We start from the raw sequence: 24,060 nt of genomic DNA on the forward strand, positions 1-24,060 counted from the left end.
AATATATCAACAAGCCCCGATTTAACTGTTGAGAATGACTATCAGAACTCTTTCCAAACAACACGCTTAACATAATCTGTATAAGAATGAATAATACGCACCATTTTTTCAGATACATTTGGCATGCTGTAATCATATACTTGTCGCAATAAACGCTCCTCCCCTGCCGGTTGAGATTCTAATACTTGCAAAGCCTGCATTACTCGCTCAACACCAAGCCCTACCATCATCACAGATGCCTCTTCCATTCCTTCTGGACGCTCGTGTGCTTCACGCATATTTAGTGCAGGAAAATTCATAATTGATGATTCCTCATTGATTGTTCCGCTATCAGACAAAACTACTTTTGCGTTTTTCTGTAAATGATTGTAATCATGAAAACCAAGCGGTTTCAGTAGCTGGATATTTTTATGAAATTCAATTCCCTGTGCTTCGATTCGATTTCGTGTTCTTGGATGTGTTGATACAATCACTGGCATACCGTAGTTCTCAGCTACAGTGTTCAACGTCTCTGCTAGTTTCTTAAGCTGTTTAGGAGAATCTACATTCTCTTCCCGGTGTGCACTAACCACAAAGAACTGGCCAACTTCTAATCCAAGCCGGGATAACACATCAGAACTATCAATTTGTGGCATGTAGTGATTCAGCACCTCAAACATCGGGCTCCCTGTTTTGATCACGCGATCAGCAGGAAGTCCTTCAGCTAACAAATACTCTCTAGCAATTGAGCTATAAGTAAGATTGATATCGGCAGTGTGGTCAACGATGCGACGATTAGTTTCCTCAGGAACACGTTGGTCGAAGCAGCGATTCCCAGCTTCCATATGGAAAATAGGTACCTTACGCCTCTTAGCTGGAATTGCAGCTAAGCAGGAATTGGTATCACCTAGAACCAACATCGCGTCAGGTTGAATTTGCTCAAGCACCTGATCTACATTGATAATCACTTGGCCTATTGTCTCTGCTGCATTTTTTCCCGCAGCATTAAGAAAATGATCAGGCTTGCGTACCCCTAAATCATTAAAAAAGACTTCGTTAAGCTCAAAGTCATAATTCTGACCAGTATGAACTAAAATATGCTCACAATGCTCATCAAGTTTAGTCAGAACACGTGACAAGCGGATAATTTCTGGTCGGGTACCGACCACTGACATTACTTTTAGTTTTTTCAAAATGTTATTCCTAGCCTAAAGCGGTTTTGCAATTGTATCTGGTTTTTCACGATCAAAAATTTCATTAGCCCAAAGCATTACAATAAGTTCTTCTTCGCCAATATTGGTAACATCATGCGTCCAACCAGGTACAGTTTCGACCACACGACATTCTTCACCTTCAACGTCAAGTTCATATCGCTCACCAGTTGCTATGTGTTCAAAGCGAAATTTTGCTTTACCCTTAATCACCAAAAATTTTTCATTCTTTGTATGATGATAATGTCCGCCACGAGTGACACCTGGATGTGCGGTAAAATAGGAAAACTGTCCGGATTCTTTTGTTTTCAGTAACTCGCAAAAGGTACCACGAGGATCAACGTAGGAAGGGACATTGTATGAAAACTGGTCCGGACTGTAATAGCTAATGTAAGTTGAATAAAGTGCTCTCAGAAAGCCATTTCCAACATTTTCAGTAATTAAATATTCCTTGCTAGATTTAAAAGATTCTAAAGCATCGGCAATTTCACCGACAGTTGTTGGATATACAGGAGAAATAGACTGTTCACCGCTTGGCTTATCTGCGTTAAGATGACTAATAAAGTGCTCGCAAACTGTATCAATGTATACAAGATTTATTTTAGCACTTGGGTCATTAATGGTTAACCGCAAGCCATTTGCTACATTGTGACAGAAAGTTGCAACAACTGAATTATAATTAGGGCGACACCACTTCCCAAAAACATTTGGCAATCTATAAACAAATACTTTTGCTTGGGTTTTAGATGAATAATTATTAACAGATTTTTCAGCTTCTGCTTTACTCACTCCATAAGCATTATCTCTCTCGGCCTGTATCGATGACGTGAGCAAAATAGGCGTTTTACGACCAAACTCTTGTAGCTTAGCTACTATATACGAGGTTAGATTCGCATTTCCCTCTCTAAATTCAGATTCATTTTTAGGTCGATTAACACCTGCCAAATGAAAAATAAAATCAGCAACTTTCAACGCGTTATCTAAATCATCTTTAGAATTATCTCTGTCGATTTTTAATAAATCATCAAATCCACTTTCTACAAGCTGAAAACACAGATTTTTTCCGATAAACCCTTCAGCACCAGTTACTAAAATTTTCATAATTTACGCATCCAGTTCGTAATCTTCGCCTGCACAAATTGCTCGCACAAAATCCAGCTTAAGTAACAACTGCTTCATTTGTTCGACATCAACACGTTCTGTGTTATGAGAGTTATAGTCTACAGTCTCAGAAATTCTATTATCGCCATCCTCTACAAACTTACCATAATTTAAATCACGCATATCAGGTTTAACCTGATAGTATTCTCCATGATCTATTGAGGCTAGCATCTCTTCACAACTCAACAGTGACTCATAGAGCTTTTCTCCATGGCGAGTACCTATAACCTTAATCTCATGTTCTGGCACACCTAATAGCTCAGTTAAAGCTTTTGCTAATACCTCAATTGTTGCGGCAGGGGCTTTTTGCACAAATATGTCACCGTTCATTCCATGTTCAAATGCATACAAAACTAGGTCTACTGCATCATCTAAGGTCATCATGAATCGCGTCATGTTTGAATCTGTAATCGTTAATGGCTTACCAGATTTAATCAAATCTACGAATAAAGGAATAACTGAACCGCGCGAGGCCATTACATTTCCGTAGCGCGTACCGCATATAACCGTTTTGGAAGGGTCTACGTTACGAGATTTCGCAACCATGACTTTTTCCATCATAGCCTTTGATATACCCATAGCATTGATCGGATAAACTGCCTTGTCAGTACTTAAACATACAACGCGCGAAACTTCGTTAGCTATAGCTGCTTCGAGAACATTCTCAGTACCAATAACATTGGTCTTAACAGCTTCCATAGGATGAAATTCACAGGACGGTACCTGCTTTAATGCTGCAGCATGATATATAAAATCTACCCCGCGGGTAGCAGAAAGGACACTATTATAATCCCTCACATCTCCAATATAAAACTTCAACTTAGGATTATTATACTTTTTACGCATATCATCTTGCTTTTTCTCATCCCGGCTAAATATACGAATCTCTGCGATATCAGTATCTAAAAATCGTTTTAAAACGGCATTCCCAAATGAGCCAGTCCCACCAGTTATTAACAATACCTTACCAGTAAACATAAAAAAACCTCAAACAGTTTAAACATTAGAATTATAGTACCTATCAAATATCGCGCTAGGGCTATATGTATTGACAACAAAGTCTTTTAATTTCGCCCCTACCATCTCCCTTTCCACTTCAGAAAGCTTGAAAAATCTTTTAATTTCATTAGCAATTTCTAGAGCCGTCTGATCATTAAAATAAAGAAAGTAGCCAGCTAATTCATCGGGTATAGTTTCAATCCTGCTAGTGATAACAGGTTTACCTGATAATGAATACTCGAGCAATTTGGAAGGGAAGGAAAGCTTTGAAAATTCCAGATTACTGCTGCGGCAGTTTACGAGAACATCAACGTTCTCTATAAACAAATCCAACTGAGCCTTATTAAGAAACCCGCCATAAACTACACGCGAATCTTTCTTAGCGACAGCTTTTAGGTAATCCAAATCAGGCCCTTTACCAAAGAAGTAAATAACGAAAGAGTCATCAAGAAAATCCAAGCTTTCTATTAAAGATTCCACTCCATAAGATTTGATTATTGTACCAGCATACAAAATCTTATGTTTACCAGAAGAAGAATACAAATGATTAAAAACGTTAGAGTCAATCGACAGCTCCATTTTATTAACTGAGTTATCACCTGGAACTACAACGCCAGGTAAACTAATAATTCTTTTTCCTGAGAAGTAATATTCACCTAAATCTCTGGAAAGAGAAACACAAGAGTCGAACCTTTTTAATAATAATTTAGTCAGCTTAGAACTAAAAATTTTAAGACAACGCCGAATTAATCCATCAGATGCGAGTGGCAAAGATGCCATATCTGTTAAAACGACTTGCACATGAACATTAGGAAAAAGAAGCTTTAAAACAAAAACAGAACTAATTAGTGACAAATCACACCCATGAATAAAAACAAAATCAGGCCTACTTTTCAAATTAACATAATGAAATAGAATTGAAAAAAATCTAGAGATTTGCTTTAAACAAAGCACGTTAATAAATGATACCCCCTTAGTATTAACTCCTGCCCCAAAGTTCCCTTTTACATACAATTTCTTACCAATTGGGAAGTCTTGAATTGGAACCACAGTAAAACACGAAAGTGATATAGGGTCTCTATTAAATATTTCATACAACCCTCTAGATAGCTTTATTGTTTGCAAAGCAGGTAAAGTGTCTATAGATATTAGTTTATCGACGCACTCATCAGTGACATTATAACCCAAAAACAATATTGATTTCATTTCCCCCACCTTACCTTAACCGCGTTTATAGCATAAAAATACAAAACCACCAAAAACGGTATAAAAAAAACATTTTGAGATAATAATGTAACAGACACAATAAAAAATAGAAGAATGGATTCTTTCATCAAAATAAAAAGGCATATTACGCCAAACAACAACCCTTGAATGCCGTATCTAATGTACAATTGTGAATACGAATCCCACCCACCAATATTTAATATTTCGAGATAATGAGTATAGAGGACTGAGCCCATACCCAAAGGGTATTCTGCAGCCAAATCAATTAAATTTAAAATCGGCAACATCCGACCATTGAATGCTACTGAACCAAAAAGTTTATATTCAAGATGATAAAAAAACAAATCTACAATTATCGAAAACGACATGATAACAACAGGGGCTAACATAAAAATCAACCTCAAGCTTAAATTAAAACACAAAATAACAAAACAAATAAAAATACCCACTGTTGAGTCTGTTGTTACAATCGACATTATTAAAGCAGTAGAGGCCAAGTCCAGCTTTTTTAAACGAAGGAGTCTAAAATGCAATGCTAAGTTTAAAATCAACTGGTACAAACCTGGTTCACTCGCCACTCCGGCATTTCGAAATAAAACTTGACCATCGGGAATAAGCACGTTGAGGAGAATAACTGTTTTAGCACTAAACCCTTCATATTCATATGTAAAAAAATAATTAATAGTCGATGGGAAAACAGATACAAATAAATATATACAAAGTGAAACTACAGACAAAAAAACGACAATTTTCTCGAACCTAGTAGCAAAATCATCAAAGCTTAATGTTTTACTTACCACATAACCGTAAATAAAGAAGCATGGAAACAACAAAAATGAAAAAGTATTTAAACCGTATAGCTGTGCGTAATAAATGTCCGTTGATAATGATAAAGAAAAAATACAAAAAGCGTATAAAAGTAAAACCAGATCGTTTTTTGTAACCAACACATATTCACTAGGGTTCTTAAAAATTCTAATAGAGCCCCATAATATCACAAAACCCAAAGCACCAATTCTAGTATGATATGAAAAAATTGGGCTTATAGATAAGAAAACTATCGAGAACACATATAGATCAAACTTATTTATTCGATAAGAAAATCTTTCCCATATCATCATCAAAACGTCCTAGATAAAAAATTTTATTAGCAAATGCTTTATTGCTCCTTGCTAAACGAGAACACAGTTTTTTTTCATCAAGAAGACGGCAAACTGATTTTGAAAATGAAGAAAAGCTATTAGACTGATATTTTAAACAATTTTCTTCGTGTTTAGCGAAAAACTCTAACTCTGAAAAATCTGGAATTATGTATGTTTTTGTAAAAAAACCTGCTTCAATTGCTGGCCGACAAAAATGTGGTGAAATTATGGGGATTAATACAAAGTCACATATCGAATAAAAAAGTTTAACATCAGACACATTTTCTAAAACAGTTAGCTTAGACTCATTTGTCATTCTTGTATTAATACATTCAATTTCTTTCTTTTGCGTTGCCGAGAATGTTCCCAAACATAATATTTCAATGTTGTATTCTTTTGATAAATTCAAAAAAACCTCTTTAATGAAATCCCAACCTTTAATTCTTTGACCACCTCCTAAGTAGAGTAATACAGAGTTATCACTATGTTTGCTTGTTGCCAAAGACTTTGTCTCCACAACGCTAGCATGATATGAAACAGTATTACTAAAATGATACTCATCAAAGCTATTCATTACCAACGTTGAATCGACGTTGAAGGTTGATGCATAGTCATGCCAATCTTGCGTAATGCAAGCTAACTCATCAATATGATTTAAACAAAACCTTCTAATATAAAGGCCGAACAAACCATCTAATTCAAGGTTTTCTTGAATAAAACATACTACCCTGCCTTTGAACCCTAATTTTTTAAACATTCTAGCCCAATGGATCTGTATACTAGAAGTAAGAATCAACGTTGTACCTGCTGGTATTTCTGCTATACACTTTCTTATACTCCCTAAGAAAAAAAAGTGCATCAAAAGGCAATTAACCAACCAAAAGATTTTGGCAAGTAGTCTAACTCCTTTATAGTTAGGAAAATACGATTTACATAAGAGATAATCAGAGTTCAGCCCTGAATAGGAACAAGAAAACGGACCTATCACATCTACATTACCCACTTTATTTTTAAAATATGAATAAATGTCGCTAATATATATACCAGCACCGCCTCCGGCGCCTACGTGTGGCACAATAACTGTTCTATTTGAATTCACCTGGATAAACCTCAATCAAACTATCCGTTATGCTAGTGAGCAAGCTATCCGATATTCTTTGGTTTGGTTTTAGAGTACTGCTAGTGATATCTAAGTAAGACTGATGCGTAATCATAGGCCTACCAGTAGATAAATAGTAATCGTGAAATTTAAAATCATTTCCATAAACACGATTCGAGAATTTCGCCCAAACAGCGGGTATTCCAAACGATTCAGCCAAAATTATTCCATGAAGAGAGCTCGACACTACTATATCCACAGTATGTAATTCAGCAACAAAATCGTAAATATCATCTGTTTCAACATCAATTACTTTTACACTGTTTTCATGATATATCTTCGTTTGTTCCAATTGAATTTTATCGACATAATGAGGTATCAACCCAATTTTAGCATTTTCTTTTTTGGCTGCCAAATTTTCAATTATTGAGCCATCGATTAGATTCGGCGTAATAAGTGCAGGGTCACCGAATATAGAAGGTTTATTTCCGCTAAGCTGCTCTACCCTACAAGCAGTTAATGGACCTCTTACTGCGGATATTGATTTAGGCAAAGACTTATATTTTGAGTTACAACTTATAAAACCTGATCCCCACACGAAACAGTCTTTATTAGCATATTGCAAAATTGACCCAACTGAAAATAAGTGTGAGCCAGAAGCTTCTAAAGGATTAGAATACTGAAAGTCCGAACCACTAATGCTATTAATAAGCCACGGCACCATAGAATCACCTATATTTTTCTTCGCACCGGTGTAAAATATTGCTTTATGAACTTTCTTGCGCGAAATATACTTATTAAAAGCTTGACTTGACTTTACTTTTATACTTGACAGATGCATTTTTAACAAACCTTGAAACTACTAACAATGAAAAAATGAAAGATAACACTTGGCTTAAGGCATACCCGATTGATATGTTTGAAGAAAAATTTAAACTTATTTTTGCCATCAAAAAGAATAGCAATCCAAAAACTAAATTTAAAAGAATATGATTTATCACAACTCCTTTTGTTACAAAGTAACACATTACTACCCATGTTAATATCTTGAAAAAGTCGCCTGTTAACTGAGGAGTAAAGAATTTTAGCATACCTAGAAATTCTTGGGTGAAGAGCAATTCAACCACAAACCCTTTCAACAAAAAAATGACTCCAAAAAATGGGATTGCAAAAATAGATACATACTTTATAAACTTATACTGCAAATCAACTATTTCAACATCACATCTCAAGTTAGTTATTTTAGGCAAATATACAATACTCAAAAAAGAAGTAATAACAAGAGAGTACATAATACTAAGCCTAAGCATTGCATCCCACTGCCCTGCTAATACTTCACCATACTTTTCGATTAAATCAAGGCGTAGCAAAAAAATTGCCAACGGTATTGTCGAAAGAGAAACAAAAGTCATACACCCATACTTTAGATATTTCTTGAATATTGACTGATTAAATCGGATATAAGCTACATCAAAAATCTCAAATTTTCTAAGATAGAACAAAATGGTTATTAGTGATGCAACAGCTTGGTTTATCGCAATTGCGATTAAAGTTCCATGAGTTGAAAACCCTACTGTTAATACAGTTGTTATTGTAAAGTTTGACAAAACGGTTATTAATGAAATCTTTAAATACCTCTTAGCTTCGCCAAGTCCGTTCAGTATTGAAAGAAACCAATTGTGAACCACCACTAGCGGAAGCAAAGCAACGTAAACCAATATATATAAAGAATCAAAAAAGTCTGAGCTTACATACAGTACAATACATAAAGACAATACGACCAAACATAGCAATATTGAGTAAAACAAGCTATTTGCAACATGATACTTTAGCTTCTTATGGTGATATCTATTTCTTGATGTAAATCTTGTTACACCTGTTGCCAAACATTGCCCAGACAACGGAAGAATAATTTGCTGCTGGTTTTGGATACTACCTATTTGTGCATATGCAGCAACACCACAATATACAGCTATTACTTTATTCATAACAGCATTGGTAATAAACTGTGTAATAATTACAGTTAAACTGCCAGTCCCTATCCTAACCAAACTCTTCATCTATACCACTTTAAAAAGGCTTTGTTGATCAATTAATGGGTAATGCGCTATTTGCCTTATCCAACTTCTAGTTAACGAACCATTTTACTTCCAGGCATGGTGAGGCCTGTCATTTTGTTTAACACCCCAACCCGGGCTAGTGATTCACCGACAGGTACGTTGTAATCTCTCCGCCTAAGCTTGTCAGCTGCCATATATAACCAAAGGACTGTTGAGGAGCGATGGTATCAGTTGTCTTATTTCCAGGGCTTCTAAGTCGCCAGCCTTCAACACCGCCACAGCTTCATTCCCGGGAGGTCGCCTTTCAAATACCCAACGTTGCTCCTAGTTGGGATACGAGGAATAGCCTTCTTCTTGCCGATTTAATCATGGTATTGCTTCGTGTCGTTCGCCCCATCACCATAGACCCGGCCGTTCCTGCGTAGCATTGGCCCTAATATGATATCCAAAATATGGCAATTACTCTTTTCTAATAAAATGCCTAATGAGAACAAACATAACGGCCAGCATGCCACCTAACACTGTACCTAAAGCACATATTAAAGCGCGTTTAGGTTTGGCTTTTTCTTCTGGAACTATCGCAGGATCTATGGTTTTAAATACGTATTCATCACGCACTTCTGCGAACATAATTGTCTTTGCTTGCTCTTCAACCAGCTTGTACAGAATTGAGCGAATATCTGCGACATTAGTTTGTTGAATTTGCGACCGTAAGAACGCGGTACTCCGCTTGGCTTCAGCAACGTCGCGCTCCTTCATCACGGTGTTAATGTCTAGCACTAACCACTCAACCCATTGTTTTGCAACTGCTGGAGCTAAGTGTTCTACAGCAACCGTAACCATGCCAGTGTCTTTAGACGAATTGACACTCACTACCTTTTTAAACTCTTTAAATGCCTCTTGCATGGACGGTTCAGGCTTAAAAGGGGCATTAACATCTCTTATCCATTTTCCTGTAGATGCTTCATACATATCATCGTCATAAGTGATGCTATTATCCCCGATATGCCACTTCTCAGCGGCCATTAAATCAGACAATAAATCGTGGCGCTGAATAAAATCGCTTGCAAACTGGCGAGATTTCATAACTTCGATGGCCAGTTGAGTTTTATCAGAACCGCCGCCGCCTAAATTGATGCCAGCCATGCTCGCTAGCCCGCCAAATTGTCCAGCTAATGCAGCGAGACCGCCTCCGCCCTGTTCCTCAGCGGCAGGAGCAAGCAATGCTTCAGATCTATAAATATTAGGTTGCATGATTGCAAATATCACAGAGCAAACGGCAAAAAAAATGGTCACGCTAATAATTAGCAGTTTTCCTTTCCAAATAACGCCAAATAACTCTCGTAAATCAATTTCATCTGCGTTGACAGCTTGGTACTTATTCGCTAATTCGGCAGGCTCTTGCGACACTCGAGATACACTTGAATTCATGTTTAATTTTTACTTACTAAAAGTTAATTTTAATTAGTTATTCTTACAAACCAAATAAACAACTTGGGAATTAGTTTAAAGGCTATAAGTTCGAAACAGTTGCTATCGCCACTGCGGTATTATAAATAATTTGGGTGACTTGACTCCAAAGTGTCAGATTATCTTTATATTCCGTATCAAGTGGAACAATAATCGTGTCACCAGGCTTCAATTGTTGATTGTCATCAAACCAAAAAGATGACGACGGCAAAAGAACAGAACCGTTAGCTTGGATAATATAGGTTCTATCTTCATCGGCTCTTTGTCTTGAGCCACCGGACATAGAAATATACTCACTGTAACCTAAGCCTTCTTTATAGCGATGCGTTGCAGCATGTTGCACTTCGCCCATTACTGCCACAGTTTGTTTAGTCGAAGGCACATACAACACATCGCTATCTTCCAACTGAATGTCCGCTTGCTTAACGCCCATTGCAAGCGCGGGTAAATCAACAACTAAACGTCCAACCGCTTGAATGTTTTCCAAATCCGCGAGCATCAATTTCGCTTCGCTATAATTCACAACATTGCCATCTTTAGATACACCTCGCGTGGCAATATCTCGCCTTAACGTATCAGCAAGTTTTTTAATTTCGATTTGCTCTTGTTTTCGAACCGCTTCACGCACAAAAACGGCTGCTGGTAGATACGCGTACTCAGTATATCCGCCCGCGCGCTCAAGAACGCTTAACAATGTTTCACCTCGACGAATATTGTATACACCAGGAAACTTAACCTCGCCGCGCACTTCAATTGATTGGTTTTCCTGCCAGTCTGGTGTTGTCAATACAGTGAGGACATCTCTTCCTTTGAGCTCAATATTATCGTCAACTTCACCTGCTAAAGCAGACGATAGGCATAAGCCATGATGCTTGATGTTTGACCCATTCTCGCCCATAAATGTACGCGTTAATTCAGCTCTCGGTGTATATGCGCCTTCTTTAAGGCCACCTGCTGCAGTCACCAGATCTTTAATCGTCCCTTTATTTGCAAGGGGGTAAACGCCTGGGTACCGTACTGGGCCATTCACTGCAACTACATCGACAGAATCACCTGCATCGCCTTGTTGATTTAGTTTTACAATAATGGGAAATAGCAATTCACTGCGGTTGAGCACATGACTGAGTTGGATGAGTTCTTTATCAAAGAATAAGTTGGCAAGCATCTTATTTACTTCGCTTGAAACAAGCTCTTGTTCTTTGCTTTGTTCAGACTTCTTATGCACAACCACACCAGCTATTTGCTCTTTGTTATCAAGCTCTGCTTTTTCCAGCTGAGCAAACCCAGCTTTAAATAAATCATTGCCGAGCAAAGAATTACTAGACAATTGGCTTATCTTTTTTATGCGGTTTTGAACGAGTTTATTGAGTTCATACCTGTTTTGCGTATCGTCGTTTTTATTGAAAATAATAATTTTATCGTTCTCATGCAGAACGATATTTTGCGTTGCATCCGACAAGTTAACTGCATCATTCAAAGAAAATTGAATGATCTCTATTTCTCCACTGCTGTTATTCTCGCGGACAACGAGCGAGTATTGAAGATCAGCACTTCTTTTTACTTGTCCTTTAATTTGTGGAATTAAATCTTTAACGGAGATCCCCTGCTGCCACTGATATTGACCTGGGCGAATCACAGCACCAACCAACGTTATAGCATTCTGATATTGTAGAGAAGCTCCTTCAATTCCAATGACGTCACCGGCCTTAACAACGAACTGGAGTCCTTGTTTAGACGACAAATCGATGAGTTTTATCGCTTTTAATCCTTGAGTGTTGTAACGCTCTATACTTACTGTTTTTAAATAAGCGTCGGGTTTTGCGCCCCCCGCCATTTTTATTACGTCAGCTAGATTGTCACCTTGCTGCAATTCATATATCGCAGGACGATTAACAAAACCATCAATTTCAACAATTTTCGTTGCAGGGGGAATAAATACGACATCACCACTTCTCAGTCGTTTATCACCAGATGCATCCCCATGAATAAGCAAGTCATAGAGGTCCAGCTTGCCGATAAGATTACCATTGCGCTTTAGCTGGATGTTCCGTAACGAACCAATTTCGTTAATACCGCCTGCTACAAATAATGCTTGTGTCATGCTTGATAAACTTGAAACAGTATAGGAACCGGGTTTATATGCATCTCCTGCCACAAAAATTCGAATCGATCTTAATTCACCCATAGTGATATTGGACTCGATACCGATCATCTGTTGCTTAATTCTTTCTGTGAGCGACTCGCGAAGCTGAGAAAAAGTGAGCCCGTTAACATTAACTGGCCCCAGTTCTGGAAACTGAATCACCCCATCGCGATTAATCACTAGATCGTAATTTTTGTTTTCTTTGCCATAGAGTTGGACTTTTATATTATCCCCTGGCCCAACAAGATATTCAGCTGGCACGGGCGCATCAGAAACCGGCGCAAAAGTTGTGGGAGCGCCGGCAAATAACTCATATCCAAAGCGCTTTAAAGAGTCAGTATCATCATCCGTGAAATCAATGACTTCAGGTTCAACTTTATACGAATCTGCAGGCTGAGTATTGAAGCCATCAGAAGTCGGGCGCGGTGTGACTAGTTGTGGAGTTTCGAGTCGCGTCGGCTGATTCGTATCGATACCACTCAGTAACGCTGGGTCAATGCCATATTGTCTCGCTAAACGTTGTTGCTCTGATTTTGGCAAACTCTTGAATTGCTCTAACATTTGTGGCGTAGGTGATATCGCACTTACGGAATTGACCCACAAAAAAGCAATTAACATCATAGGGAATGCAAGAAATATCTTTCTAATTGTTGTTTTCACTTTCTCTCCAGAATAACTGCACTGGTTTTCTATTCTCAAATAAATGGTTAATACTTGAATATATCGGGTTATGCCCATGCTACTAATCAAATCTATATACTAGAAATAGCGCTAATCGCAACGGCTGTGTTATAGATGATTTGAGTAACTTGACTCCATAGAGTCAAACTATCTTTATATTCTGTATCTAGCGGCATGATGATAGAGTCGCCTGGTTCTATAGGATGATTATCGCTATACCAAAGCGATGAACTTGGCATCATCACTGAGCCATCAGCCTTTAGTACATATACGCGATCATCGTCAGCGCGCTTTCGTGGTCCACCGGCTAAATTCAGATAATCCTCGAGTTTTAGGCCTTGTTTGTAACGATGAGTACTTGGATACTGCACTTGCCCCATAACCGACACAGTAGGATTTTTAGCCGGAATATAGATTTCATCCTCATTTTCTAAATCAATATTGGCATCAACAATGCCCATATTAATCGCGTTGATATCAACAACGAGCCGCCCAACCGTTTTTACGTTCTCGAGCTCGTTCAACATTAACTGAGCATCAGCAAAGCCAATTATCGCGCCATCTTTAGTTAACGCCCTAGCAGCAATATCGCGACGTAGTTCATCTGACAATTTAGAAAGCTCTATCTGCTCTTTACGCTGTACTGATTTTCGTAAAAAAACAGCACTTCTAGCCGATGCTTCTTCAGTTAAACCGCCTGCACGCTCTAACACTTGCTTGAGGGTTTCACCACGCTGAATTGAATAAGAACCTGGAAATACAACCTCTCCTTGAACCTTAACCCAACGAGTCTCTTGAAAATCGGGTAACGTTCTTACCGTAATAATATCTCTACTTTGCAGCTCAACATTGGCAGCGCTAACATTATTGATAATATCTTCAAGACTAATTTGCGTATGTTGGCTTTTAACACCGTTTTTACTCGCGAGTTGACGGGTCAACTCTGCAGCGAGCGTGTAAGCACCTTCTTGCAGTCCGCCAGCAGCAATGAGTAGATCTTTTGCTTTCGCTTTTTTAGTCAAAGGATATTGACCCGGAAACTTAACATTGCCACCAATATTGACAGTCTTTACCGCATCACCAAATCGACTTTGCTTCTTCAATTTGGCGATGATTGGAGCGAGCAGTTTTTTACGATCCGAATAGTCAAATACAACAATATGATCCCTTGGTTGCAGCACTATATTTTGTTTACTGCTCCTTTTCGTAATCGCCTGTCCCAGAGCGACGGTTTGAACTTCGATATCACCTCTTCGATTTATTTCTCGAACCAATAAACAATAATCAAGGTCTGCAGAAATCGTCAAATCCCCCCAAATAGAAGGGAGTATGTCAGCTACTTTTAAATTGGGTGACCATTGATACTCACCAGGGCGTATAACTGCGCCACTAATAGTGACAACATTATCAATGCGACTTGATGATGATTTAACACTAATAATGTCACCATTTTTGACTCGCGAGCTCAAACCACTTTTTGTTGTCAGGTCAATAGTAATGACTGTTTTATTTGCAGCTAGCTTATAACGCTCAATGCTACTGGCTTTGGGATAGGCGCCTGGCTTTAGACCACTTGCCATTCGCAGCACATCTGCGATTGTTTCGTTGTTTTTCAGTTCATAGATTGCTGGACGACGAATTTCACCTTTAATACCAACACTTCCACCAGATGGAGGGATAAACACAACGTCTCCCGACTGCAAGCGCATATCTCCAGAAGCGTCGCCCTTCATTAGCAAGTCATACAAATCTAAAGTGCCAACGGTTTTCCCCATGCGTTTGAGCTGAATGTTACGCAGGCTACCAATTTGGTTTACGCCCCCAGAGACAAACAAGGCTTGCGTCATCGTAGAAAGACTCGATACGGTATAAGAGCCTGGTTTATAAGCATCGCCGGCAACGAAAATACGAATAGAGCGAAGCTCACCCATAGTGATGCTCGCTTGAATGCCAATCATGGCTTGATCAATACGACGCTTCAATACCTCACGAACTTCTGCAAAAGTAAGCCCGTTCAAGCTAATCGGGCCTAAATCTGGAAACTGAACCACACCTTCTCGATTTATTGTTAACGTAAATTCATTATGTTCTTTGCCATACAATTGCACATTCAACGTATCGCCAGGGCCAACCATGTATTCAGAAGGCACAGGCACGTCAGAAACCGGAGCAAACGTCGTGGGTTCTCCCGCAAACAGATCATAACCAAAGCGCTTTAATTGCTTTTCTTTTTTACTTTCTAGCGCTTCAACACTAGATTTGGTTTTAGTGGCTTGGTTCAACCCTTCACTCTCAGATTGATCCACTACGTTATTTGTAGCCTTTCGAGGTGCTACAACTTCTGGGTTTTGAATTGTAGTTGTCCGACTTCCCGAACTAAGAATTGATGGGTCTACACCGTATTGCTTCGCTAGCCGTTGCTGTTCTGACTTAGGCAACGCTTTAAATTGTTCAATCATCTGTGGAGAAGGTGTGATAGCCGCTGCATGTAACGCGATCATTCCCCACATAGCAATAGTAGCCATCAACATCAGTTTAAAGTTACGTAACACTATAGCTTCTCCAAAAACAGTTTATAGATAACATCGAAAATTTTGGGGCTGAAAAGTAGAGCAATACTCAACCCACTTTAAATTTGATTTGAAAACAAGTACGCAGAACTGGCTATTAATGCCGCAATACTCATATCGGTTTTTGCTATACCAAAACAGAGGCTTACATCTGACACGAATAAGTTGTCAAATGGGTGAAGTTGATTACTTCACGCCGTTTAGGCACGCTACCGCCCATTGGTTTCGGCTCCAGCAATGCCCATCGATTTAACGACTTTCTACTTTTTCACTAGCGAGAGATTAAAACAACCGCCTTATTTAACAATTGACGCGACATCTTATAACATTCGAGGCAACTTCAACTTGATTTTAATAAATCAAAAAGTTCAACCGCACAAACATTAGTCAATACAAATTTTATGGTCCTAAGACCATAAGAAAACCTTCTTAAAAACAATAGACTTAAGTAGACGTTAAAGATAATCACGACGTTTAGCGACGTCCAAGCTTTGGTTATCTTATAGCGAATATCTTACAAGAGTGATATAGCTTTACGCACAAACTCTCTTCAAGTCAGCTTGCGGCACACTGATCCGTTTTGTTTGCCCCATGATGGTAAACAAAACGTGGCACCGTTTATTGCCGCAAGTCTCATCAAATATGCCTTCTAGTTCTGAAAAAGGCCCAGAATGAACAACGACTTTGTCGCCACTTCGCATGAGAGGTTCATGTGCGAGACTCACAACCTCTCGTCTTACCTTTTGCTCTTGAGTTTTAACACCGTTCACAATTGATTCATCGATTGGTACTAGCATTTCTTTACAGCCAACAAGACGCGCAACACCACGTGTTGAATGAATGCGACTGATAGGAAATTCTTGCGGATCAAAAAAAGCAAAAAGGTAACACGGAAACAATGGCGTCGACTTAGCAGACTTTGATTTTGAGGTAGGTTCTGAGAGTAACATGGGCAAATACGACTCAACCCCTTGAAGGGCTAAGTTTTGCTGTGCCCTGAACTCATTTCTGGGCTTACAATACAATAAATACCAAGCTTTCATCTATCTCTCACTGCGACGTCCTATTCACGGCGTGGAATATTAGCAAACATCCTTATTTGTTGAAAGGATTTGTCGCACGAAAGTGTCATTGTTTTCGCCAATTAATGAAGAACACCAGCAGATAAAATACAATAGTTTAGATACTGAACAATCACTGAACGAAAATTGACTTTTACGCGTCGAAAAGGGTATATAAGTGTGGATTTTTGGAGTTTGTGACGTTTTTTCATGTTAGCTTGGTGAACATACAATTTTTACAATGTAACGTTATTAACGTTTAACTGATGCGTTTGATAACTCAAAGTAACCATTTACCTAAGATGTTTTCAACATTAAAGCTCTGAATAATATATAAATACTATAAATCTCTTGCATGACACTATGTACGTCGTAGATATCAAGTGGTTGGCTTGGCGAGACCGGTTATCGTGGATAAATTCTTTGTGCCCACATGTTATAGATAACCCGCTTGCACGCAAAAAGCACACTTGATTCACAAAAACATGGTGCCTGACTAGAAGAATTATTTACAAAATATTTCCACGACGCTTTTTTTGTTCGTGGGTAATCACAAGTTGAAGGTGGAAAATAAATGAGCGTATCTAAACCCAAGGGAACCATGCTTGGTCACCCTACCGGGTTGTTCCTACTGTTTACAACAGAGCTGTGGGAGCGATTCAGTTACTATGCAATGCGAGCAATTCTCGTACTTTATCTAGTAGACAAAGTCCAATCAGAAGGTGGTAGTGGACTAGGCTGGACTCAAGCGGATGCATTATCACTATACGGCACATTCACGGGTTTAGTGTACCTGACTCCACTTATAGGTGGCTGGTTAGCTGATAATATTTTGGGGCAAAGAAAGTCAATTTATATTGGTGGCTTCTTAATGGCTGCTGGTCAATTCACCTTGGCCGCGCCTCATGACTGGTTCCCAGGCCTTGAAACGACATTGTTCTATATAGGTTTAGGCACTCTTATTCTAGGTAACGGTCTGTTTAAACCAAACATTTCAACAATGGTTGGTGACCTATACGAAGAAGGCGATCACCGACGTGATGGTGCATTCACTATCTTCTATATGGGGATTAACGTTGGTGCAGCCCTATCTGGCTTTATCGTTGCGTGGGCCTACACATCATTTGGCCATAGTGCCGTTGTTGATGGACAAGAAGTATTCGTGAACAACTGGCAAGCGGGCTTCTTCTGTGCTGGTATAGGCATGGTTGCATCACTCATTATTCAGTTCTTATTTGCCCAAAAGCTATTAGGTGACATTGGTACAATACCGGCGGCTAAACTTGAAAAGCAAAGGAATGAAGAAAAAGGTGAAGTTCGTAAAGAACCACTAACCAAGGTTGAACGCGACCGTATTAAAGTTATTATGGTTATGGGCTTGTTTACCATCATTTTCTGGGCTGGATTTGAGCAAGCAGGCGGATTGATGAACCTGTTTACCAATAACTTTACTGATCGCATGATTGGTAGCTGGGAAGTGCCTACGACTTATTTCCAATCATTAAACGCGATATTCATTGTCGTTTTCGCACCTGTGATAGCTTCAATTTGGATCCGTCTCGGTAAAAGAGAGCCTAACTCGCCAGTTAAATTTGCCCTTGGTTTATTCCTACTCGCTGTTGGCTTCTTGTTTATGATTGGCGCAGTTATGGAAATGGGTGGCGATGCTACCGCTAAATCAAGTATGTGGTGGTTAGTCGGTGCATACTTCTTCCATACCATGGGTGAGTTATGCTTATCGCCAATCGGTCTATCAATGGTGACTAAATTGGCTCCACTTCGCATTGCTTCATTGCTTATGGGTGCTTGGTTCCTATTTATCGCAGCAGCCAACAAAATTGGCGGTTTAGTTGGATCATTTATCGGTCATGGTGGCGCTGTAGAAGAGCAACTTGCTAATGCAATGTCGATTTTTGCGGGGATTGCCATCACCGCAACTATCTCAGGCGTAATCCTCTACTTTATGGCTGACAAGCTAGTTGATTGGATGCACGGAGCAGAAGACAAAGCTGAAAGCCATACTGAAGAAGAAGTATTAGAACAGGAAATCGCGGTAACGGGTGAGCATGAAGGGATTAAAACCAACCACTAAAGTGTTGGGCTTAAACGACTAAAACCTCATCGTACAGTATTTCTGACTCACAAAAAACGCCTCATTCCGAGGCGTTTTTTTATGCAGTTACAACAAAGCGTTTTGACTTACAAATATAATCAACATCACTCATTTCAAACCACGAAGCGGTTTCAGGCCACTCTATGACGCCAAACTTTCACCAAACGACAACTGAATAAACCCTCCTTCCGGTAAATTAGGGCTCACGCAATGGCCACAAAACTCATTATGTAGCAAACTCTGTTTGTGTATGGGATGGGTCGTTGAAATACATAAGGCTTCGGATTTCGAAAGTGTGCGAAACTGCGAGCTTGGCTCTCCCCAGTCTAATGTGCCCAACTCCGGCGTGTCAGCAAGTATCAACGGCGTTAACTGTTGCTCAGTTCTAATATAGCATCGCAACGTATTGCCCGACTTCGCTATCGCTACTCTTAGGTTTTCAAGATCAATCGACACATAAATGATGTCCATATCTAGTTCTAAGCCACTCACTAGCAACTTCTCATTCAAATAACTTAACATGCCAAATGGCTGCAAAACCGTTGCACTCTCACCCGCTTGAAAGCTGGTTAGCTTTTCAGTCACTAAACTATGAAGTAATACACTCGCAAAGGTAGATTGACTTGAATTGGAACTCATATCCACCATATAAAACACGATATGCTGACTATCAACTAGTCGAGAATCAATAAAGTAATCACTGACTTCGTCGGAATTGAAAAGACTATATTTCAGGTTAGCTTGCGGGTAATCGATGCAATGGCTTGGAAATAACTGCTGTTGAATAGAGCTCGCTGCGCTTGTATCTCGCTCAAGCAATTGCAAATTTTCTTGCAGCTCTTTATAAGACTGTTCTTCTTGATGTTGCTGCAATTCCTCTTCGGATTGAGGAGGCACCTTTATTGCCTGCAAAATAGCTGTTTCAATCGTTTCAAGATCAGAAACAGGCTTGACGATATAGTCACTGGCACCAACACGCAGCGCTTCAACGACATCTGCCATCACATTGTTACCAGAGATCACAATTGCAGGAACTTGAGAATTTGCTTTCTGAAGCTCTCGTAACATTTCTAAACCGCCCATATTAGGCATGCTTAAATCAGCGAGAACCACATCGAATGTCTGAGTTAAAAAGTACTGAAGGCCAACTTCACCGTCTTCGGCTTCTGTCACCTTTGCACCATGTTTTACAAGATAAGCGGAAACTAAGCTCCGAAATACGGGGTCATCCTCAACAAACAAAACAGAGATATCACTTAATGCCATATAATCCCCTAAGGATATTGATAGCATAAGCCCATTGTTACATACCAATGGACAGAGCAAGACAATGTTAAATGATATCTAAATGCTTGTGTTGCTCTACAGCTATTCCAACTCCAACATGTACTCGTCTAAAAGGTCATCTTCTTGCTCTAAAGGAACGTCACCATCAAAGACTTTATAATCCATGTGCTGAAAGTAAGCATCTTTCACAAATATATATGGGTCTAGTGCATTGTCTAATAAACGCTCTTGGTCAATTGCCGCAGCTCGGCTATGAAGGCTCTTTAAGCCCCACTTTAAGGCAGATTGCCACATGGTAAAGTCTGATAATGGAAAGTATAGACCATCAACCCAATCTGAGGCGAGTTCCCTGGTGACATAAGGCCCCAAAAACGGCATCATGAAATAGGGTCCATTCGGCACACCATAATATCCCAAGACTTCATTGAATTCGTCTCGCTTTCGTGGCAAGCCCATCATATCAGCGACATCAACCACGCCCAGAATACCGATAGTGGAGTTCAAGGTGAATCGGCTACCCGCATTCGCAGCCCACTTCCACTTGCCTTGTAAGGCATTGTTGACCATAGAGCTTGGCTCTTCAAAGTTCCGAACAAAATTGTTGATGCCCGATTTAACCGGCAAAGGAACATGATCATTGTAACCATGAGCAACAGGTCGATAAATATTTTTATCAATGACTTCATAGTTAATATCCCAAATCACTCGGTTGAGCGCTTCAAATGGGTCACGAGGATCATCGAATACTACTGCAACTCTTTCCTTTGAGTCGGCTTCGCTCACTTGCTGATCATCTGCAAATGCTAACGTCGATTGCCCCAACACACAGAATAAGGGCAACACAATCCATTTCAACTTCATATTTATCTTTTCACCACTTTCAATAATTAGCGCACGGTAAAATGCATGTTGGTCGACATCCAACCAACAATTCGCGAACAATGTACTGCCTATTCGCGCCGAACGAGCGAAGGATCATACCGCTAATAAAATGACTTTACGACATTTTTTACCGACTGTTACACTTATCCTGAGCCATAATTAATAGATTTCATTATCAATCGTACGTCGCATTGAGCAATTACAAACCATAATGACAAATAGGCTTCAAATTTTGTGTTAAATTATGATCACGCGTGTCATTTAGGCCCGAATAATGGAACCCTTAAATCCGATTCATGCATTAACAAATCTGCTTGGTCAAAGTAAAACCTCACTGCGTTCCAGTGTTCTCGGTATTCGTGAAACAACAAGCCCAGTTCAGATCCCCGTGTTCGTAAAGTTTAGCAATCAGCAGCCCATACTGCAGATAAATCAGCAGACGTTACAATTTTCTATCGTCAACCAAGCAAACGTCTCTTCATTGGCACATGCCAATCAGCACTTACTGAAAGTCACTCAGAATAAAAACACTAAAGGCTCTAAAAACGACTCAAATAGATATGAGCTCGTTGGCGTGAATGAGCCAAAAATCTTACCGCTACCAAATGCAATTAAAAAGTTGGCTCAAGTCAATCATGTTTCTATTCAATCGCTTGAGTCTCTTGCTGCGAGGAAACATGGCTATCCCTTACCCGACGTAGACATTAAAAATGGTGTTTTGAATTTTGACAAAGGCTCTAGCATCAAAATTGATTCTCACGCTCAGTTAAATAACGGCAAGTATTTAGCCCGCATAACATTTGCTTCAAATCGATTAAACCTAGAACTGTCTCCCATTGCTGGCCGCTCTGAAATTCAACTTTTACCAACAGCACAATCCACCCATACGATAGAAAATCAGCAAGGACAAGCTTTAAGCCGTGAAAACAAACTCAAGAGGCTCATCACCGTCAGTGATGGATACGCTCAACTGTTTGCAAAGTTAGAGCGTTCAGGAATTCCAGAAAAAACAAACAACAAAACAGTACAAGCAACAGATGCTAACACTAAAGCCTCCCCCCACTCGGCCACTAAAAACTCTCCATCTCAAACAGAAATTTACCAAGTGCTAAAAAACTTTGGTGACGATCAAGAGAGTGAAGCGATACAAAAACCAGCAAGCAACCAAAGTAGCCAAAGCCTCACGCATCGTTTGCTTAGATATCTTCCTTCACTATCGCCCGATCTCTTAACTCAGCTTGCGAGCCCTGCATCGGTTAAACAACGACTACATCAATACTCAAGTATTCATTTAGCAGAGCAGCTACATCTGACTCAAATAACACCATCCAATAATTTACATCCTATCACTCTGTTATTTCAGCTTTTACTGGGTCAGCAAGCACTAACTCAGTCTTTACCCGTAAGTAGCCAGTTAATTCAATACCTACGTCAAGTCCAGCAGGCCAGCCAAATACCGAGCCCGTTATTGGAACAGTTACAACAGTCAGGAACGCTAGAAACAATCAATCGATTAGCAAGTGGGCTGCAAATTTTTCAACAAACAAGTCTAGAAAACCAACATCAGTGGTACTTTGCCGCCCCTTATCAATTTAACCAGAATCATGAGCAGCTTGAGGGAATGTATGAACAGTCAAGCCATGAAGACGCTGACGAAAGGCCCCCACAATGGAAGCTACAGCTTAAGTTTAATCTACAAAGCTCTCCGCTGTTAGTTATTGCTCACAAGCGACAGGAGTCTCTCGAGTTACACTTTCATTGTGAGAGCCCACTCCTATTGTCAAAAATCTCATTGTTTACCGAGGGACTCATCAAGAAATTCTCAGAAGTGAATATTAACATCAGCCAGATTTATACCCATGAGACGAAAGTACCTCCGACCATTCTTCCTGGTGACCATTATCTCGTCCATACTGAAGCTTAGGGGATTAAAATGAACGACGAACAGAAAACGCGTCAAGCCGTTGGCTTGCAATACAACGAAGGCGAAGCGCCCAAAGTAACCGTTAAAGGTGAAGGGGTTATTGCTGAGGAGATCATTGCACTAGCTCAAGAGGTTGGTATACACATCCATCAAGACCCTCACCTAGCGCAATTCCTACAAACGCTGGAACAGGGCGAAGAAATACCCGTTGAACTCTATACAATTATCGCGGAAATTATCGCATTTGTTTACATGTTGGAAGGGAAGTATCCAGAAAAGTGGAATAACATGCACCAAAAAATAGTGGCAGAAGTTTAGACAACTTGTGAATCATGGCTTCAAAAATAAGTAACGCAGAAGCATTTTTTATAAATAAATCAGGGGATTTCAATAAGCACGACAAAAATAAAACTCTTAAAATGTAGTCAGCGTGAGAACAAAAAATCTTTATCAATTCACCTACCCTTTGCTGTAGCTATATCAGGCGCAACCCATTAATACTCGATCCCCATACCTGTTAAGGTTTTTTCGGCACTTTTTTCGCTTTAGCTCTGCCACAGGAAAGCAAACTGAAAGTGGATTCAACTGTCCCGAAACCTACTTTCGATGCAAACGTAATATCAATTCTGCTTCAGCTTTAGGTAACTCACATTCTTGAACTAATTCTTCAACACCTGCGCCTAAACTCACCATTTTCATCGCCCGACTATACAATCTAGCCTGTGGGTCTTGTTGGTTGGCCTCATCTAGCTTCGCATCTTGTTTTGCCAACTTCTTTTCTAACTCGATTACACGGCGCCCAACACCAATAGTACCGCTGCGTAGTTCATTCAATTCACGTTTGAATGCGTCACGTTGCCGGTCACTTTCTTTCATCAGTACTGTAAGCGCATCAACCTTTGCTCTCAACTTGTTTGACTGCTTTTGCAAATAGAGAACAAGGCCTAAGCAGGCAATCACATAAACGAGCGCTGCGATTAAAAATTGATCGCCCATCATTTCCATACCAAAGTACCCCAATCAAACACTCAAAAATATTGTATAGTTCTGC

At 39.6% G+C, this 24,060-nt stretch carries 18 protein-coding genes; 3 read left to right on the top strand and 15 right to left on the bottom strand.

From position 1 onward, the window contains the following. Positions 1-41 precede the first annotated feature (41 nt). The 12 genes from wecB to rfaH form a co-directional block, all read right to left on the bottom strand. A complete protein-coding gene (gene wecB, locus IEY18_RS00310; RefSeq protein WP_188916685.1) occupies positions 42-1,172 on the bottom strand; it encodes a non-hydrolyzing UDP-N-acetylglucosamine 2-epimerase in 1,131 nt (376 codons plus the stop codon). Between the two features lie 15 nt (positions 1,173-1,187). Continuing rightward, complete coding sequence (wbjC, locus tag IEY18_RS00315) at positions 1,188-2,291, bottom strand: UDP-2-acetamido-2,6-beta-L-arabino-hexul-4-ose reductase (RefSeq protein WP_188916688.1); 1,104 nt, start codon at positions 2,289-2,291, stop codon at positions 1,188-1,190. A 3-nt stretch (positions 2,292-2,294) separates the two neighbouring features. Beyond that, positions 2,295-3,329: a polysaccharide biosynthesis protein gene (locus IEY18_RS00320; protein WP_188916690.1), complete on the bottom strand. Its 1,035-nt coding sequence runs from the start codon at positions 3,327-3,329 to the stop codon at positions 2,295-2,297. Between the two features lie 18 nt (positions 3,330-3,347). Then, entirely contained in the window at positions 3,348-4,556 is a 1,209-nt protein-coding gene (locus IEY18_RS00325; protein WP_188916692.1) for a glycosyltransferase, read from the bottom strand. Beyond that, positions 4,553-5,698 (bottom strand): hypothetical protein, encoded by a 1,146-nt coding sequence (locus tag IEY18_RS00330; protein ID WP_188916694.1) that lies wholly within the window; start codon positions 5,696-5,698, stop codon positions 4,553-4,555. The genes IEY18_RS00325 and IEY18_RS00330 overlap by 4 nt, the downstream gene beginning before the upstream one ends. Beyond that, complete coding sequence (locus tag IEY18_RS00335) at positions 5,661-6,818, bottom strand: glycosyltransferase (RefSeq protein ID WP_188916696.1); 1,158 nt, start codon at positions 6,816-6,818, stop codon at positions 5,661-5,663. The genes IEY18_RS00330 and IEY18_RS00335 overlap by 38 nt, the downstream gene beginning before the upstream one ends. After that, a complete protein-coding gene (locus IEY18_RS00340; protein WP_188916698.1) occupies positions 6,805-7,659 on the bottom strand; it encodes a polysaccharide pyruvyl transferase family protein in 855 nt (284 codons plus the stop codon). Before IEY18_RS00340 ends, IEY18_RS00335 begins: the two co-directional genes overlap by 14 nt. Beyond that, positions 7,616-8,878: an oligosaccharide flippase family protein gene (locus tag IEY18_RS00345; protein ID WP_188916700.1), complete on the bottom strand. Its 1,263-nt coding sequence runs from the start codon at positions 8,876-8,878 to the stop codon at positions 7,616-7,618. Before IEY18_RS00345 ends, IEY18_RS00340 begins: the two co-directional genes overlap by 44 nt. Before the next feature lie 459 nt (positions 8,879-9,337). Then, positions 9,338-10,309, bottom strand: a complete 972-nt coding sequence (locus IEY18_RS00350; RefSeq protein WP_188916702.1) for a Wzz/FepE/Etk N-terminal domain-containing protein — start codon at positions 10,307-10,309, stop codon at positions 9,338-9,340. Between the two features lie 82 nt (positions 10,310-10,391). Continuing rightward, positions 10,392-13,112, bottom strand: a complete 2,721-nt coding sequence (locus IEY18_RS00355) for an SLBB domain-containing protein (RefSeq protein WP_188917834.1) — start codon at positions 13,110-13,112, stop codon at positions 10,392-10,394. A 131-nt stretch (positions 13,113-13,243) separates the two neighbouring features. Continuing rightward, positions 13,244-15,724 carry an SLBB domain-containing protein gene (locus tag IEY18_RS00360; protein WP_373290691.1) on the bottom strand — a complete coding sequence of 827 codons (2,481 nt, stop codon included), beginning with the start codon at positions 15,722-15,724 and terminating at the stop codon, positions 13,244-13,246. Positions 15,725-16,275: 551 nt separating this feature from the next. After that, positions 16,276-16,785, bottom strand: coding sequence for a transcription/translation regulatory transformer protein RfaH (rfaH, locus tag IEY18_RS00365; protein ID WP_188916704.1), 510 nt, complete (start codon positions 16,783-16,785; stop codon positions 16,276-16,278). Between the two features lie 592 nt (positions 16,786-17,377). Here rfaH and IEY18_RS00370 point away from each other — a divergent pair. Then, a complete protein-coding gene (locus IEY18_RS00370) occupies positions 17,378-18,895 on the top strand; it encodes a peptide MFS transporter (RefSeq protein ID WP_188916706.1) in 1,518 nt (505 codons plus the stop codon). 162 nt (positions 18,896-19,057) lie between these two features. Here IEY18_RS00370 and IEY18_RS00375 read toward each other — a convergent pair whose 3' ends face one another. Together IEY18_RS00375 and IEY18_RS00380 are read right to left on the bottom strand one after the other, a co-directional pair. Next, positions 19,058-20,182, bottom strand: coding sequence for a response regulator (locus IEY18_RS00375; RefSeq protein WP_188916708.1), 1,125 nt, complete (start codon positions 20,180-20,182; stop codon positions 19,058-19,060). Between the two features lie 102 nt (positions 20,183-20,284). Next, positions 20,285-21,064, bottom strand: a complete 780-nt coding sequence (locus IEY18_RS00380; protein ID WP_188916710.1) for an MlaA family lipoprotein — start codon at positions 21,062-21,064, stop codon at positions 20,285-20,287. Between the two features lie 295 nt (positions 21,065-21,359). Here IEY18_RS00380 and IEY18_RS00385 point away from each other — a divergent pair, with 295 nt between their 5' ends. Together IEY18_RS00385 and IEY18_RS00390 are read left to right on the top strand one after the other, a co-directional pair. Next, positions 21,360-23,009 (top strand): hypothetical protein, encoded by a 1,650-nt coding sequence (locus IEY18_RS00385; protein WP_188916712.1) that lies wholly within the window; start codon positions 21,360-21,362, stop codon positions 23,007-23,009. A gap of 9 nt (positions 23,010-23,018) precedes the next feature. Beyond that, positions 23,019-23,327 (top strand): EscU/YscU/HrcU family type III secretion system export apparatus switch protein, encoded by a 309-nt coding sequence (locus tag IEY18_RS00390; RefSeq protein WP_188916713.1) that lies wholly within the window; start codon positions 23,019-23,021, stop codon positions 23,325-23,327. Between the two features lie 279 nt (positions 23,328-23,606). Here IEY18_RS00390 and IEY18_RS00395 read toward each other — a convergent pair whose 3' ends face one another. Beyond that, the gene (locus tag IEY18_RS00395) at positions 23,607-24,005 is read right to left on the bottom strand and encodes a DUF2802 domain-containing protein (RefSeq protein WP_188917838.1); all 399 of its coding nucleotides are present in this window, start codon (positions 24,003-24,005) and stop codon (positions 23,607-23,609) included. Positions 24,006-24,060: the final 55 nt, after the last annotated feature.

The sequence above is a fragment of the Shewanella gelidii genome (assembly GCF_014647855.1).
Taxonomy (GTDB): Bacteria; Pseudomonadota; Gammaproteobacteria; order Enterobacterales; family Shewanellaceae; genus Shewanella; species Shewanella gelidii.